Raw genomic sequence first — 15,309 nt, 5'->3', positions numbered from 1 at the left:
TCTGCATGCGGGCGCAGTGCGCCTTGAAAATAAAGTGTGCTCGCAAAGGGGCGAGAAACAACGAAAGGGCGGGATTATAACGTAAAAGCAGGAGCAAGCCTCTAGCGGCAAGCGCCAAGCCCGGGCGCCGCATACGCCACGGCCCGCAGCCGCTGCCAGCTGCAGCGGCCATAGGTCGCAGGTCAGGCCTCGGCGCTCTGGACGGTCTTGGGCAGCCGCCGATCAATCACTTGATACAAATTGCTGCTTTCGGGCCAGTTGCGCATGAAACGTGCCCGATCCCGGGCAAATGCCGGAGCAAAGCTGCTCAGACTGGAGTGCTGACACATGGAATCCAGATCGATCAGGGCCCAGCGATCTTCCTGCCAGAACAGATTGTGGCCCTTGAAGTCGCCATGACTGATGCGCTCCCTGATCAACTGGGCAAACAGCCGATCCAGCGCCAGCAACTCCGATTCAGGCGCCTCGCCACTGTCCACGAACGGCGCAAAACGCTCAATGATGTCAGGCCCAGGCAAGTACTCGGTCACCAGGTAGGCGCGATGGCGCAACCAGAGAAAACGCTGCTCCAGTACCGCCAGGGGCCTGGGCGTGGCAATCCCCAGGAACTCCAGGCGATTGCCTTCACGCCAGGAGTGCCAGGCCCGGCTCGGGCGCCAGAAACGCTTGAGCCAATGAGCCAAGCCCTTGATGTTGTAGCGCTTGACCACCAGGGTCCGCCCCGCGGCCTCAACCCGGCCGACACTGGCGGCGCCACCAGTCTTGTACAGATGCCCCTTATCCAACAGGGCATCGGCCTGCGCCAACACTGGCAGCATCGCGGCCTCTTCCTCACGGCGAATCGCACGCAAGGCGAAAGGTCCACGCTGCACGCTGAACAGCGTGCACTCACGGCCAACCTTGTTGAGAAAGTCCCGCAGGCGCCAGCCACGCACCTTGTTCACCTGCTTCTCCAGGGCCTCCAGAGGCAAGGCGTGCTCGGCATTGCTCAGCAGGTAATGCACCAGCAACTCTTCAGTGAAGGGTTCCAGGCTCTTGGGTAGCTGGGCGAAGAACACTCCCAGGTTTTCCAGGACCTTTTGCCGGGACAGGGGCTTGCCAGCCTCTTCGACACAGATCCCCGCGCCATCGATCAGGTGCAGCTTGCCGTCATGGCGCAACAGGTTGTCCAGGTGCAGGTCTTCCTGCCACAGACCCTTGGCGTGCAACTGGGCAATAGCCCCGAGGGCCTCAGCCAACACCGAGGTCTGCTCATCGGCCAGCACCGGCAGCTTTTCCACCTGCTTCCAGGCGTCGCCGAGGCTTGGCGCCCCTTCCAGGAACTCGAAGAGCAACCAGCCGCCCTCGCCTTCCTGCAAGCCGTCCGCCAGCAGCACCGGCGTGGTCAGCCCCTGCTCCGCCAGCAGGCGCACACCCTGCAATTCCCGCTGAAAATGCCGCGCTGCCTTGGGCCCCACCAGCAACTTGGCCAGCACCGGACGCCCACGCCAGACACCGGCACCGACATAGCGCTGCCCCGGCAGCACGCGCAACAGGGTCAGCAACTGCAACTGCGCCGGGCCGGCAGCGTCCGCCAGCTCCATGCTCAGGGGCAGGGTCGGGCTGCGCCCGCTGTTTTTCAGCTCGGACAAACGCATCAGCGAGATTCCTTATGACTGCTGCGAGCACTGAGACGAGCGGCCCAGGCGCCCACCAGGGAACTGTCCAGGGGTTGGTCCAGATAGGCCGCCAACAGGCCGCGCACTTCGTCGGCATTCCACACCGAAGCCCGGCGCAGTAAAGGTTCCAGATCCTTGACCCGGTCGCGCTGACCGAACAGCAAGGGCCGAGTTTTCTCCAGGTCGATCAACTGCGCCCGGTAACCCTCGCCATGGCCTTGCAGGAAAATATGCTTGGGATAGAAGCAGCCATGGACCTGACGCAAGCTGTGCAGTTGCCGGGCCAGTTGCCCACAGGCCTTGAGTACCGCCTGGCGCTGAAGCTCACTGAGCTCATCCCAACGCGACAGCAGCGCATCCAGATCGTCCCAACCATCCAGGGCCCGGGTCAGGAGTATGGCTCGAGACTCGCCATTGACCTTGCGCATGCCAAAGAACACCGCCTGCAGCGCGGGAATACCCAACTGCTGATAACGCCGGATGTTGCGAAACTCCCGGGCGAAACTCGGTTCGCCGAAAGGCCGATGCAGGGTCCGGGTCTGGTAGTTGGTCTGCCGCTTGAGATAGAACCCCTGCCCTTCCACATCCAGGCGAAAGACGCTGCTGCTGCCGCCGCGACTGGTATTGGGCTCATCCACCGCATCCAATTGCGTAGCCCACAACTGGTCAAAAGTGCCGAGACCGTTACGCTCCAGTAGCGCACGCTCCTCGGACGCCAGGAAATCAGTCATTCGCGCCCCTCGAAAAATCTCACCACGTGGCGAATACGCGCCTTGTCGGCGGCACTCAAGCGATCGCGCTGGCGATACTGCAGATAGAAACGCAGGCGCTGAGTGGCCGACAGATGATATTTGGCCACCTTGTCCAGGCAGGCCAGATCCTTGGTGATCCGGTACTTGAGCCAGAACCCACGCCAGAAATCGCCGTTCGGACAGTCGATCAGGTACAACCGGTCCTGATCGTCGATCAGCAGGTTGCGCCACTTCAAATCATTGTGGGTAAAGCGATGGTCATGCATGACCCGGGTATAAGCGGCCAACTGACGACTCACCCCATCGACCCAGCGCCGATCCTTGAGCCGCGGATCGTTGCGCTCGGCCAGCACCGACAGGTCCTCGGTCCGCGGCAGCTCGCGAGTGATCATCGCGCCCCGGGAGTAGGCCAGGCAGCGACGCTCCAGGCCCCAGGCCACCACATCGGCAGTGGGAATGCCCCACTTGGCGAAGCGCTTGAGGTTCTGCCATTCGAACTTGACCCGGGGCTTGCCCAGGTAGCGCCGCAGGTTCTTGCCGGCGCCGGTATAGCGCTTGACGTAGTAATTGACACCGCCGCGCTCGACCCGAATTACCTCCGACAGAGGGTCCCGGGTCAGATGCTCGCCCTGCAGGGCAAATACCGCGTCCAGACTGCCAAAATCTTGCGTCAACTCCTGATAAGCGGGGTCCAGGTTCCAACTCGCCATCAGAGTGCATCTCCGTACCGCTGCTTACGTGCGTAGAGTTTTTCCGCCTTGCCTTCGAGCCAGGACAGCAGCGCCGCTTCTTCGGCCAGGATCTGCCGCAACGGCTGCTGGAAATAGCCCTTGAGGAAGCGCAACTTGTCGCGGCGCGTCAGGCCGATATCCAGGGCGGAGAAATACAGGGCGGCCAGGTCCTTGTTGCGCCAGCGCAGGGTGATCTTCGGCCGGGTCTGGGCACGATGCAGGTCGATCACCGAGAGTTTCAGCTCCGCAGGCGTGATGGGACGATCGGTGTGCAACAGGAAATGGCAGATGTAGCAGTCGCGGTGGTTGACCCCGGCGCGGTGCATCATGCCGGTCATGCGCGCCACTTCGGCGATCAGCGCGCGCTTGAGGGCCGGTGCAGGCGGCTGCTTGACCCAGTCGATGCTGAAGTCTTCAAGGCTGACGGTGGGCGCCAGCTCCTCGGTGACGATGAACGAGTGCTGGTCCGCCGGGTTGCGGCCGCGCTCGCCGTAGGCCACGGCGGTCATGGTCGGCACGCCCACCTGATGCAGACGCTCCAGCGCCCGCCATTCCTGACCGGCGCCAAGCACCGGCAGCTTGGCGGTGATCAGGTTCTTGACGATCTCGCCCCAGCCAATGCCGCGATGGATCTTCACGAAATAACCGCGACCGTCGACTTCCGTACGCAAGGTACGGCGCGCTTCCAGCTCACGGTAGACCTGGCCCTTCAGGCCCTCGACAGCGTCGAACGCATCGCGTCCGGCCCAGAGGCTCTTGAAGGGTTCGGCAAGCATCAACTTCATCGGTGTTGCTCCGCCAGAATCACATCCGCAGCGTGCTGCGGCATGCTGTAAAGGTCGGCCGTCTCGGCGAACGCCAGGCCATTACGGCTCCAGGTCGCGCGTGCAGCGTCGTCGGTCAACAAGGTGGTGAGGTATTGATTGAGCTGCGCCTGCTCGAACGGCTCATCCAGCACCAGACCGCATTCGGCCTCGGCGATGTAATGGGCGTAGCCGCAGACCGCGCTCACCAGCACCGGCAGCCCAGCCACCAGGGCTTCGAGCAACACGGTGCCGGTATTTTCGTTGTAGGCCGGATGAATCAGCAGGTCGGCTCCCAGCAGGAAACGCGGAATATCACTGCGCCCCTTCATGAACTGCACCTGGTCGCTGAGCCCCAATGCGGCACTTTGTACCTGGAATACCTTGGGGTCGTCCTGGCCGATTACAAACAGTCGGGTGCGTTTTTTCAGCGCCGAAGGCAGGGCCGCCAGCGCCTTGAGGCTGCGGTCCACGCCCTTGGTCTTGAACCCGGAGCCAATCTGCACCAGCAGCAGCTCGTCGTCCTTCAAGGCGAACTCACGACGGAAATCGGCGCGGATCTCGGCCGCGTTGGACGGTGCGCGGCGATCCTGGGCAATGCCCGGCGGCAGCAGGTGAAAGCGCTCCAGCGGGGTGTCGTAATGCTTGATGAACAGCGGCTGCTGAACCTCGGAGATCATCAGGATCTCGGTCTTGGCATCCTTGGCGAACACCGCCCGCTCGTACTCGGCGAAATGCCGGTAGCGACCCCAGCGACGGTACAGGGAGTGCCGCAGATTCTGCGCCTTGTCCTCGAAGCAGCCATCGGCGGCGTAGTACACGTCCAGCCCCGGCATCTTGTTGAAACCGATCAGCCGATCCACCGGACGCTTGGCCAGGTCGGCCGCCATCCAGGCGCTGAGCTTTTCGTTGCGACGATGGTTGAACAGCGCCTTGACCGGCGCCACCAGCACTTCAAAGCCAGGAGGCACATCACCTTCCCAGATCAGGGTGTAGACGCGGATCTGGTGCCCGCGGCGCTGACACTCCAGGGCAATGCGCATGAAGTCGCGCTGCAGGCCGCCAAAGGGAAAATACTTATAAAGGACAAAAGCCAATTGCATCAGCGCGGCTCCTCAGCCAGTAACAAGGTGCTCAGTCGGCTGGCGACACGCTCGGGGTTAAGGCGCGTGAAGCACAATGGCCACTCGCGCTTGATGTCATAGCGTTGCTGATCCACAGCAGTGGGCTGGTAGGTGCATTTCTTCTGCAGGCACGGCGCACAGGGGAAGTTGCTCCCCAGGTGAATCTGCACCTTGCCATAGGCACCGGTCAGGCCCGGATTGGTCGGGCCAAACAAGGATATGGTCGGCACATCCAGGGCCGCGGCCAGGTGGCCCAACCCGGTGTCCACGGCCACACAGGCCTGGGCATCGGCCAGCACCTTGGCGACCCCGGCCAGGTTCAGCTTGGGCAGAACCGTGGCGTTTTTCAGGCCACTGGCAATACGCTCCGCCCGGGCCTTCTCGACAGCATTGCCCCAGGGCAGCTTGACCTCGACCCCGAGCATGCCCATGCGCTCGGTCAGCTCGCGCCAATAGGCCTCAGGCCAGTGCTTGGTGTCCCAGGTGGTGCCGTGCAGGAACAGCACGAAGGGATTCTTGCGCGGCAGCTCCACCAGCTTTTCGACATTCAGGCCGTAGTCGCCCAGGCCCTGTGGCAGGTCGTAGCCCAGGGCCACGGCGAACAGCTGGCGCACCCGCTCCACGGCGTGCTGCCCACGGGCCACCGCCAGGCGTCGCGAGTAGAAACGCGAAGCCAGGGGCTCACGGGCCGAGTGCTTGTCCAGCCCCGCCACCGGGGCGCGCACGTAACGGGTCAGCCAGGCGCTTTTCAGCAGGCCCTGGGCATCGATCACCAGGTCGTACTTGGTCGAGCGCACGCTCTGCTTGAAGCGGCGCCACTCGCCGCTCTTGATGGTCTGCCAGATATTCTTGCGCCAGCGGCGGATCGCCACTGGAATTACCTTGCCTACCGCCGGATGCCAGGAAGGAATCTCGGCGAAGCCTTCTTCCACCACCCAGTCGAACGTGATCCCCGGGATCGCTCGCGCGGCATCGGTCAGCGCCGGCAATGCATGAATCACATCACCCAGGGATGAGGTCTTGATCAACAGTACCCGCAACTTACTGGACCTCTACCACAGTGCCCTGCAACCGCTGCAGGGCTTCGTTCACCGGCTGCGGCAGGAGTTGGCGCAGGCAGTTGTAATGACCGAAGCGACAAGTGCGATCGAAACACGGACTGCACTCGATCCCCAGGCGCACCACTTCGACCTGATCCGCCAGGGGCGGGGTGAAACCCGGGGAGGTGGAGCCGTACACCGCCACCAGCGGACGATTCAGCGCGGCCGCCACGTGCATCAGCCCGGAGTCGTTGGACACCACCGAATCGGCGCAGGACAGGAGGTCGATGGCCTCGGCCAGGGAGGTTTCGCCGCTGAGATTGGTCGACTCCTCGCGCAAGCCGGGAATCAGTCGCCCGCGAATCTCTTCACCCACGGCATGATCGTTCTTCGAACCGAACAGCCAGACCTGCCAGCCCTCGCGGATCTTCGCCTCAGCCACTTGTGCGTAATGCTCGGACGGCCAGCGCTTGGCCTCGCCGAACTCCGCTCCCGGGCACAGCGCCAGCACCGGGCGATCCAGGCTCAGGCCAAACTTGGCCAGGGCCGCCTCGCGGCTGTGCGGATCGATCTGCAGGCTCGGGCGCGGATACGGCTGGGGTAATTCGGCGCCCGGCTCATAGGCCAGAGCCATGAAGCGCTCGATCATCAGCGGGTAACGCTCTTTGTCGAGCTTGCGCACGTCATTGAGCAAGCCGTAGCGGAACTCGCCGCGCCAGCCGGTGCGCTTGGGGATGCCTGCGAAGAACGGCACCAGGGCCGACTTCAGCGAATTGGGCAGCAGGATCGCCTGATCGTACTGGCCGGCCAGGGACTTGCCGATCCGCCGGCGGGTCGCCAGTTCCAGGACACCGTGGCCAAGAGGAAAGCTCAAGGCCCGACGCACCTGGGGCATGCGCTCCAGGATCGGCCGGCTCCACTCGGGGGCCAGCACGTCGATCTCGCATTGTGGATGACGCTGTTTCAGGCACTCCAAGAGTGTCTGCGCCATCACCATGTCACCGACCCAACTGGGCCCAACGATCAGAATATTCATGTGGTTTCCATAAACGAGCCGGGGAGGCATACGCCTCCCCGCCTCGAGAATCCAGCACCGCGGCCTTCACCGTCGGTTCAGTTGGGGCGAGCCTCGCAGCTCGCCGAATACAATTGCGGCTGCATTATGCCGACTAGCTTAGCCCCAGCTCGCGCCAAATTCGTAACACTTCCCGTCGTTCGGTCACGAATTGATCACCGTTAATGATTCCGGCCTCATTCTGCAACGCCTGCCGGTGAGCCGCGGAACGGTAGGCCTTGTAGACCTCGCGCAGCAGGCTGGCATCGCTCGCCGGCATCAGCCCAACCTGCTCCAGCCCTTCCAGAATGCGGATGTTATCGGTGTAGCGCAGCAATGACGGGTGCTCTTCGGACCACGCCAGGGCCGCGTATTGCACCATAAATTCGATATCGACGATACCTCCGGCGTCCTGCTTGAGGTCGAACGGCGCCGAGGCTTCAAAGGCGTTGGCCGCGGTTCCGGCGGCGGTCAGGCGGCTGCCCAGGTTGTCACGCATCTTGGCCCGCATTTCACTGACTTCCTGGCGCAACTTGGGCAGGTCGCGGGATTTACCCAGCACGGCGGCACGGACCTTTTCAAAGGCCTGGCCCACATCCTGGCTGCCCACCAGCACCCGGGCCCGGACCAGCGCCTGATGCTCCCAGGTCCAGGCTTCGTTTTCCTGATAGCGGGCAAAAGCCCCCAGGGAACTCACCAGCAGCCCCGAAGCACCGGACGGCCGCAGGCGCATATCCACCTCATACAACTGGCCGGAGTTGGTCTGGGTGGTCAGCAGATGGATGATGCGCTGCCCCAGCCGGGTGAAGAACTGTGCACCGTCTATGGGTTTGGGCCCATCGGTTTCAGCTTGCGGATCGCCATCATGGATAAAGACCAGATCCAGGTCGGAACCGTGGCCCAGCTCGATGCCGCCGACCTTGCCGTAGCCGACGATAATGAAACCCGGGTCACACAAGGTGCCGTCAGTGCGCTGTGGTGCCCCGTACTTGGCCACGGTCTGGCGCCAGGCCAGGGCCAGCACCTGCTCCAGAATCGCCTCGGCGAGCCAGGTCAGGTAATCGCTGACCTTCATTAAAGGCAGGCTGCCAGCGATCTCCGAGGCGGCCACCCGCAAACGGTGGGCCAGTTTGAAGTGGCGCAGGGCCTCCATCTGCTGTTCCAGGTCGTCCTCAGGAATCCGCGTCAGGCGCTCGCGCAGCTCAGCCGCCAGCTCCGGCGCCAGGGGCGGCTTGAACAGGCGTCCTTCGTTGAGCAATTCGTCCAGCAACAGAGGGAAGCGGGTGATTTGTTCGGCAATCCACGGACTGGCCGCGCACAGGGTCAGCAAGCGGCGCAAGGCGCCCGGGTTTTCGGTAAGCAACACCAGATAGGCCGAACGCCGCGCCACCGCCTCGACCAGCGGCAAGACCCGCTCCAGGACCAGATCCGGATTGGCGTGTTCGACGGCCTGAGCCAGCAGGCGTGGAATAAAGGCATCCAGACGCTCACGCCCCAGGCGCTGCATGGCCCGCAATTGCGGACTACCGCGCAGGCTGGCGAGTGCCCGCAGGGCCTTGGGCGCATCGACGAAACCACCCTCCTGCAACTGCCGGCAGGCGGCCTCCTCGTCCTGGGCTTCCTCCCATAACGGCAGCCACTCGCCCCCCACCACCACTTCGCTTTCGGCGCCTTCATCTTCATCAGGATCGGCAATCACCTGGCGGAAGTGCCACTCCACCCGCCCACGCCAATACATCAGTTGCTCATGGAAGGCGCTCCAGTCGGCAAAGCCGAGCATGAAGGCGATTCGCGCCTGATCCTGGGGGTTGTCCGGCAGCATCTGCGTCTGCCGATCGGCAATGGCCTGGATCGCGTGCTCGGTATAACGCAGGAACTCGTAGCCCTCACGCAGTTCGCTGATCACTGCAGCCGGCAAATAACCCTGCCCCTCCAGCGTACCCAGCACCTTTAATAAAGGACGCTGCTGCAGGCTCAGGTCGCGCCCGCCGTGAATCAGCTGGAAGGCCTGGGCGATGAACTCCACCTCGCGAATGCCCCCCGAACCCAGCTTGATATTGTCGGCCATGCCCTTGCGCCGCACCTCCTGCTGGATCAATTGCTTCATGGTGCGCAGCGCCTCGATGGCGGAGAAGTCCAGGTACCGGCGATAAACGAAGGGCCGCAGCATCTCCAGCAATTGCGCCCCGGCCACCTGATCCCCGGCCACCACCCGGGCCTTGATCATGGCGTAGCGTTCCCAGTCGCGCCCCTGGTCCTGGTAGTACTGCTCCAGGGCATTGAAACTCAGCACCAGGGCACCGGCTGAGCCGTAAGGCCGCAGGCGCATGTCGACCCGGAACACGAAACCGTCGACGGTCATGGGGTCCAGGGCCTTGATCAGGCGCTGCCCCAGACGGATGAAGAACTCCTGGTTATCCAGGGCACGCTTGACCCCCACCGTCTCGCCGCCTTCGGGGTACGCGAAGATCAGGTCGATGTCCGACGACAGGTTGAGCTCCACCGCTCCCAGCTTGCCCATGCCGAGGATGACCATCTGCTGCGGCTCGCCGCTGCGGCCGCCGGTAGGCACGCCAAATTGCTGGGTATGTCGCAGATACAGCCATTGATAGGCCTGGTCGATGCAGGCGTCGGCCAGGTCGGAAAGGTCACGGCAGGTTTGCACCAGATTCGCCTGGCGGGTCAGGTCGCGCCAGATGATCCGCACCTGCTGGCGGGTGCGCTGGCGGCGCAGTACGCGGCCCAGTTGATCATCGGTCTCGGCCGCTTGCACCGCCGCCGCAATCTGCGCGCACAACTCACCCGGCGCAAAAGCCCGGTCCAACTCACCGGAGCGCACCAGCTCCAGCAACATCAAAGGGTCACGCAGACTCTGTTCAATGACGAAGTCACTGGCGGCACTGACCCGGGCAAACTCGGCCCAGCGCTCGGTGCTCCAATCCGCAACATCGGGACCGCCTTCAAGGGTCGCCACCGCAGCGCGGAACGACTGCTCTGCACGGCTGACCAATGGCAGGAGAATCGCGGGGACTGGGGCAAGCGCGGGCAGACTCATGGGCTATCCTTGATCGGCGTGGAAAAGGCAGGCGGAGAGGAATATCGAGGGCAAGCAGTCTGATGGACTGTCGAACAAAAGTTAGAAATAGCTGAAAATAGGTTTTTTTTAGCAGCCGGCATTAATTTATTACCTATTCCCGTTAGTCAGCGACCAACAGTAACGATTATTCTCACAACGCAGCAGGAGGCCATAAGCAGCTCTTCTGTAGTTTTACTACTCGTATATACATTCGAAAGGCTGAAATGGCCGACGATTTGTAGTAAAACTACACGCCGCCGGATCAACCTCCGGCAATCCAAGAATTTATAATCGTCTGCCCACAAGGCCAGTCGCAAACTCAGGCAACCGATTCTGGAAGCCTTTCCGCCCTGGAGCAAGCCATGCAAGACCTCGATCCCGTCGAAACCCAGGAATGGCTGGACGCCCTGGAATCGGTTCTCGACAAAGAAGGCGAAGACCGTGCTCACTATCTGATGACCCGTATGGGCGAACTCGCGACCCGCAGCGGCTCGCAACTGCCCTACGCCATCACCACGCCATACCGCAACACGATTCCCGTCACCCACGAAGCACGCATGCCTGGCGACCTGTTCATGGAACGCCGCATTCGCTCGCTGGTACGTTGGAACGCGTTGGCCATGGTCATGCGTACGAACCTGAAAGATTCTGACCTGGGCGGTCACATCTCCAGCTTCGCCTCCAGCGCCACCCTGTATGACATCGGCTTCAACTACTTCTTCCAGGCCCCGACCGACGAACACGGCGGCGACCTGATCTACTTCCAGGGTCACGCATCGCCAGGCGTCTACGCCCGTGCGTTCATGGAAGGCCGCATCACCGAAGAGCAAATGAACAACTTCCGCCAGGAAGTGGATGGCAACGGCCTGTCGTCCTATCCACACCCTTGGCTGATGCCTGATTTCTGGCAGTTCCCCACCGTTTCCATGGGGCTGGGTCCGATCCAGGCGATCTACCAGGCACGCTTCATGAAGTACCTGGAAGCCCGCGGCTTCATCCCGGCCGGCAAGCAGAAAGTCTGGTGCTTCATGGGCGACGGCGAGTGCGACGAGCCGGAATCCCTGGGCGCGATCTCCCTGGCCGGCCGCGAGAAGCTGGACAACCTGATCTTCGTCATCAACTGCAACCTGCAGCGCCTCGACGGCCCGGTTCGCGGCAACGGCAAGATCATCCAGGAACTCGAAGGCGTGTTCCGTGGTGCCCAATGGAACGTCAACAAGGTGGTCTGGGGCCGTTTCTGGGACCCACTGCTGGCCAAGGACGTCGACGGCATCCTGCAACGTCGCATGGACGAAGTCATCGACGGCGAGTACCAGAACTACAAGGCCAAGGACGGCGCGTTCGTCCGTGAGCACTTCTTCAACACCCCTGAACTCAAGGCGATGGTTGCCGATCTGTCCGACGACGAGATCTGGAAACTCAACCGTGGCGGCCACGACCCGTACAAGGTCTATGCGGCCTACCACGAGGCGGTCAACCACAAAGAGCAGCCGACCGTCATCCTGGCCAAGACCATCAAGGGTTATGGCACCGGCGCCGGCGAAGCGAAGAACACCGCGCACAACACCAAGAAAGTCGACGTCGACAGCCTGAAGCTGTTCCGCGACCGTTTCGACATTCCGGTGAAAGACGACGACATCGAAAACCTGCCGTTCTTCAAGCCTGAAGAAGGCAGCGCCGAAGCCCGTTACCTGAGCGAGCGTCGTGCTGCGCTGGGCGGTTTCGTGCCTCAGCGTCGCGCCAAGAGCTTCAGCATCCCGACTCCGCCACTGGATACCCTCAAGGCCATCCTCGACGGTTCCGGCGATCGCGAAATCTCCACCACCATGGCCTTCGTGCGGATCCTCGCGCAGTTGGTCAAGGACAAGGAAATCGGCCAGCGCATCGTGCCGATCATCCCGGACGAAGCCCGTACCTTCGGTATGGAAGGCATGTTCCGCCAGTTGGGCATCTACTCCTCCGTCGGCCAGCTCTACGAGCCAGTCGATAAAGACCAGGTGATGTTCTACCGCGAAGACAAGAAGGGCCAGATCCTCGAAGAAGGCATCAACGAAGCGGGCGCCATGAGCTCCTTCATCGCGGCCGGTACTTCGTACTCCAGCCACAACCAGCCGATGCTACCGTTCTACATCTTCTATTCGATGTTCGGCTTCCAGCGTATTGGCGACCTGGCCTGGGCTGCCGGCGACAGCCGCACCCGCGGCTTCCTGATCGGCGGTACCGCCGGCCGTACCACCCTCAACGGTGAAGGCCTGCAGCACGAAGACGGTCACAGCCACATGCTGGCCGGGACCATCCCGAACTGCCGCACCTTTGATCCAACCTACGGCTACGAGCTGGCGGTGATCATCCAGGACGGCATGAAGAAGATGACCGAAGAGCAACAGGACGTCTTCTACTACATCACCGTGATGAACGAGTCCTACCAGCAGCCAGCCATGCCTGAAGGTGTCGAAGAAGGCATCATCAAGGGCATGTACCTGCTGGAAGAAGACACCCGCGAAGCCGCGCACCACGTACAGCTGATGGGCTCCGGCACCATCCTGCGCGAAGTCCGCGAAGCGGCGAAGATCCTGCGTGACGAGTTCAACGTCGCCGCCGACGTGTGGAGCGTGACCAGCTTCAACGAACTGCGTCGCGATGGCCTGGCCGTAGAGCGCAGCAACCGTCTGCACCCTGGCCAGAAGCCGAAGCTGAGCTACGTGGAAGAGTGCCTGAGTGGCCGTAAGGGTCCGGTCATCGCCTCTACCGACTACATGAAGCTGTTTGCCGAACAGATCCGCCAGTGGGTGCCGTCCAAGGAATTCAAAGTCCTGGGCACCGACGGTTTCGGCCGCAGCGACAGCCGCAAGAAACTGCGTCACTTCTTCGAAGTAGACCGTCACTTCGTGGTGTTGGCAGCCCTGGAAGCCTTGGCTGACCGTGGCGACATCGAACCCAAGGTCGTGGCTGAAGCCATCACCAAGTTCGGTATCGACCCGGAAAAACGCAACCCACTGGACTGCTGAGGAGACTTTCTGTGAGCGAACTCATTCGCGTACCTGACATCGGCAGCGGTGAAGGTGAAGTAATCGAACTGATGGTCAAGGTCGGCGATCGCATCGAAGCCGACCAGAGCATCCTGACCCTCGAGTCGGACAAGGCCAGCATGGAAATCCCTGCGCCGAAGGCCGGCGTGGTCAAAAGCCTGAAAGTGAAGCTGGGCGACCGCCTGAAAGAAGGCGACGAACTGCTGGAACTGGAAGTCGAGGGCGCCGCTGCTGCGGCCCCTGCGCCTGCAGCCGCTGCACCTGCACAGCCGGCCGCAGCGCCAGCTGCTGCCGCTGCAACTGCCGCTCCTGCCGCTGCCTCGGTACAGCAGGTGCACGTGCCGGATATCGGCTCGTCGGGCAAGGCCCAGATCATCGAGATCCAGGTCAAGGTCGGCGACACCGTCGAGGCCGATCAGTCGCTGATCACCCTCGAATCCGACAAGGCCAGCATGGAAATCCCGTCGCCGGCTGCCGGCGTGGTCGAGAGCATCAGCGTCAAGCTCAACGATGAAGTGGGCACTGGCGACCTGATCCTGGCCCTGAAAGTGGCCGGTGCTGCGGCTCCTGCCACTGCCGCACCAGCCCAAGCCGCCGCTCCGGCTGCCGCCGCGCCTGCACCAGCCGCTGCTGCAGCTGCGCCAGTGGCCGACAGCGTCCAGGACATTCACGTTCCGGACATCGGCTCGGCCGGCAAGGCCAAGATCATCGAAGTGCTGGTCAAGGCCGGCGACAGCGTGGTTGCCGACCAGTCGCTGATCACCCTCGAATCCGACAAGGCCAGCATGGAAATCCCATCGCCAGCCGCCGGCATCGTGGAAAGCGTGTCGATCAAGCTGGACGACGAAGTCGGTACCGGTGATCTGATCCTCAAGCTCAAGGTCAAGGGCGCAGCCCCGGCAGCCGCTCCGGCACCTGCCGCGGCCCCTGCCACGGCGAAAGCTGAAGCTGCTCCTGCCGCCGCCGCGCCTGCCGCTGCCGCTCCAGTTGCCGCACCGGCCAAACCAGGCGCGAAAGTTCACGCTGGCCCGGCTGTACGCCAACTGGCCCGCGAATTCGGTGTCGAGCTGAGCGCCGTGAGCGCCAGCGGTCCGCACGGCCGCATCCTCAAGGAAGACGTGCAGGTCTACGTCAAGGCGATGATGCAGAAGGCCAAGGAAGCACCGGCTGCCGGCGCAACCGGTGGCGCGGGCATCCCGCCAATCCCGGTCGTGGACTTCAGCCGCTTCGGTGAAATCGAAGAAGTGCCGATGACCCGCCTGATGCAGGCCGGCGCCGCCAACCTGCACCGCAGCTGGCTGAACGTGCCGCACGTGACGCAGTTCGACTCGGCCGATATCACCGAGCTGGAAGCGTTCCGCGTTGCACAGAAAGCCGTGGCCGAGAAGGCCGGCGTCAAGCTGACCATCCTGCCGCTGCTGCTCAAGTCCTGTGCGCACCTGCTCAAGGAACTGCCGGACTTCAACAGTTCCCTGGCACCAAGCGGCAAGGCGATCATCCGCAAGAAGTACGTGAACATCGGCTTCGCCGTGGACACCCCGGATGGCCTGCTGGTACCGGTGATCAAGAACGTCGACCAGAAGAGCCTGCTGCAACTGGCGGCCGAGGCGGCTTCCCTGGCGGAAAAAGCCCGGACCAAGAAGCTCTCTGCAGACGAGATGCAAGGCGCCTGCTTCACCATCTCCAGCCTCGGGCACATTGGCGGCACCGGCTTCACGCCGATCGTCAACGCGCCGGAAGTGGCGATCCTCGGTGTTTCCAAGGCCACCATCCAGCCCGTCTGGGACGGCAAGGCCTTCCAGCCGAAGCTGATGCTGCCACTGTCCCTGTCCTACGATCACCGTGTGATCAACGGCGCGGCCGCCGCACGCTTCACCAAGCGTCTGAGCGACCTGCTGGCCGACATCCGCACCATCCTGCTGTAACTCGCGAACCGGCCTTCCCGTCATGGGTGGGCCGGTACCGCACGTTTTCCGAGCGCCACGCTCGTACCTCAACCCCGTCAATTTGGCGGGGCTTTTTTTTGCCGGAAAAACGTCGCC

General features: G+C 62.7%; 10 protein-coding genes. 2 read left to right on the top strand and 8 right to left on the bottom strand.

The features are described 5' to 3' along the window. Positions 1-182 precede the first annotated feature (182 nt). From DWF74_RS18625 to glnE, 8 genes are all read right to left on the bottom strand, one after another. Positions 183-1,637 (bottom strand): lipopolysaccharide kinase InaA family protein, encoded by a 1,455-nt coding sequence (locus DWF74_RS18625; RefSeq protein ID WP_115581466.1) that lies wholly within the window; start codon positions 1,635-1,637, stop codon positions 183-185. Continuing rightward, positions 1,637-2,389, bottom strand: coding sequence for a lipopolysaccharide kinase InaA family protein (locus DWF74_RS18620; protein WP_102862866.1), 753 nt, complete (start codon positions 2,387-2,389; stop codon positions 1,637-1,639). The genes DWF74_RS18625 and DWF74_RS18620 overlap by 1 nt, the downstream gene beginning before the upstream one ends. After that, entirely contained in the window at positions 2,386-3,120 is a 735-nt protein-coding gene (locus DWF74_RS18615; RefSeq protein WP_102862865.1) for a lipopolysaccharide kinase InaA family protein, read from the bottom strand. The genes DWF74_RS18620 and DWF74_RS18615 overlap by 4 nt, the downstream gene beginning before the upstream one ends. Next, positions 3,120-3,926 carry a lipopolysaccharide core heptose(I) kinase RfaP gene (gene rfaP / locus DWF74_RS18610; RefSeq protein ID WP_115581465.1) on the bottom strand — a complete coding sequence of 269 codons (807 nt, stop codon included), beginning with the start codon at positions 3,924-3,926 and terminating at the stop codon, positions 3,120-3,122. Before rfaP ends, DWF74_RS18615 begins: the two co-directional genes overlap by 1 nt. Further along, positions 3,923-5,047, bottom strand: coding sequence for a glycosyltransferase family 4 protein (locus DWF74_RS18605; protein ID WP_102862863.1), 1,125 nt, complete (start codon positions 5,045-5,047; stop codon positions 3,923-3,925). The genes rfaP and DWF74_RS18605 overlap by 4 nt, the downstream gene beginning before the upstream one ends. Beyond that, positions 5,047-6,108 carry a lipopolysaccharide heptosyltransferase I gene (waaC, locus tag DWF74_RS18600; protein WP_102862862.1) on the bottom strand — a complete coding sequence of 354 codons (1,062 nt, stop codon included), beginning with the start codon at positions 6,106-6,108 and terminating at the stop codon, positions 5,047-5,049. Before waaC ends, DWF74_RS18605 begins: the two co-directional genes overlap by 1 nt. Before the next feature lies 1 nt (position 6,109). Next, positions 6,110-7,144, bottom strand: coding sequence for a lipopolysaccharide heptosyltransferase II (waaF, locus tag DWF74_RS18595; protein ID WP_115581464.1), 1,035 nt, complete (start codon positions 7,142-7,144; stop codon positions 6,110-6,112). A 133-nt stretch (positions 7,145-7,277) separates the two neighbouring features. Further along, positions 7,278-10,217 carry a bifunctional [glutamate--ammonia ligase]-adenylyl-L-tyrosine phosphorylase/[glutamate--ammonia-ligase] adenylyltransferase gene (gene glnE / locus DWF74_RS18590; protein WP_115581463.1) on the bottom strand — a complete coding sequence of 980 codons (2,940 nt, stop codon included), beginning with the start codon at positions 10,215-10,217 and terminating at the stop codon, positions 7,278-7,280. 383 nt (positions 10,218-10,600) lie between these two features. Between glnE and aceE the strand changes: the two genes are divergently transcribed. Both aceE and aceF read left to right on the top strand, forming a co-directional pair. After that, the gene (gene aceE, locus DWF74_RS18585) at positions 10,601-13,246 is read left to right on the top strand and encodes a pyruvate dehydrogenase (acetyl-transferring), homodimeric type (protein ID WP_102862859.1); all 2,646 of its coding nucleotides are present in this window, start codon (positions 10,601-10,603) and stop codon (positions 13,244-13,246) included. Between the two features lie 11 nt (positions 13,247-13,257). After that, positions 13,258-15,192, top strand: coding sequence for a dihydrolipoyllysine-residue acetyltransferase (aceF, locus tag DWF74_RS18580; RefSeq protein ID WP_115581462.1), 1,935 nt, complete (start codon positions 13,258-13,260; stop codon positions 15,190-15,192). Positions 15,193-15,309 lie beyond the last annotated feature (117 nt).

The organism is Pseudomonas protegens (assembly GCF_003363755.1).
Lineage (GTDB): Bacteria > Pseudomonadota > Gammaproteobacteria > Pseudomonadales > Pseudomonadaceae > Aquipseudomonas > Aquipseudomonas danubii.
This window is presented reverse-complemented; position numbering and strand designations above follow the sequence as displayed.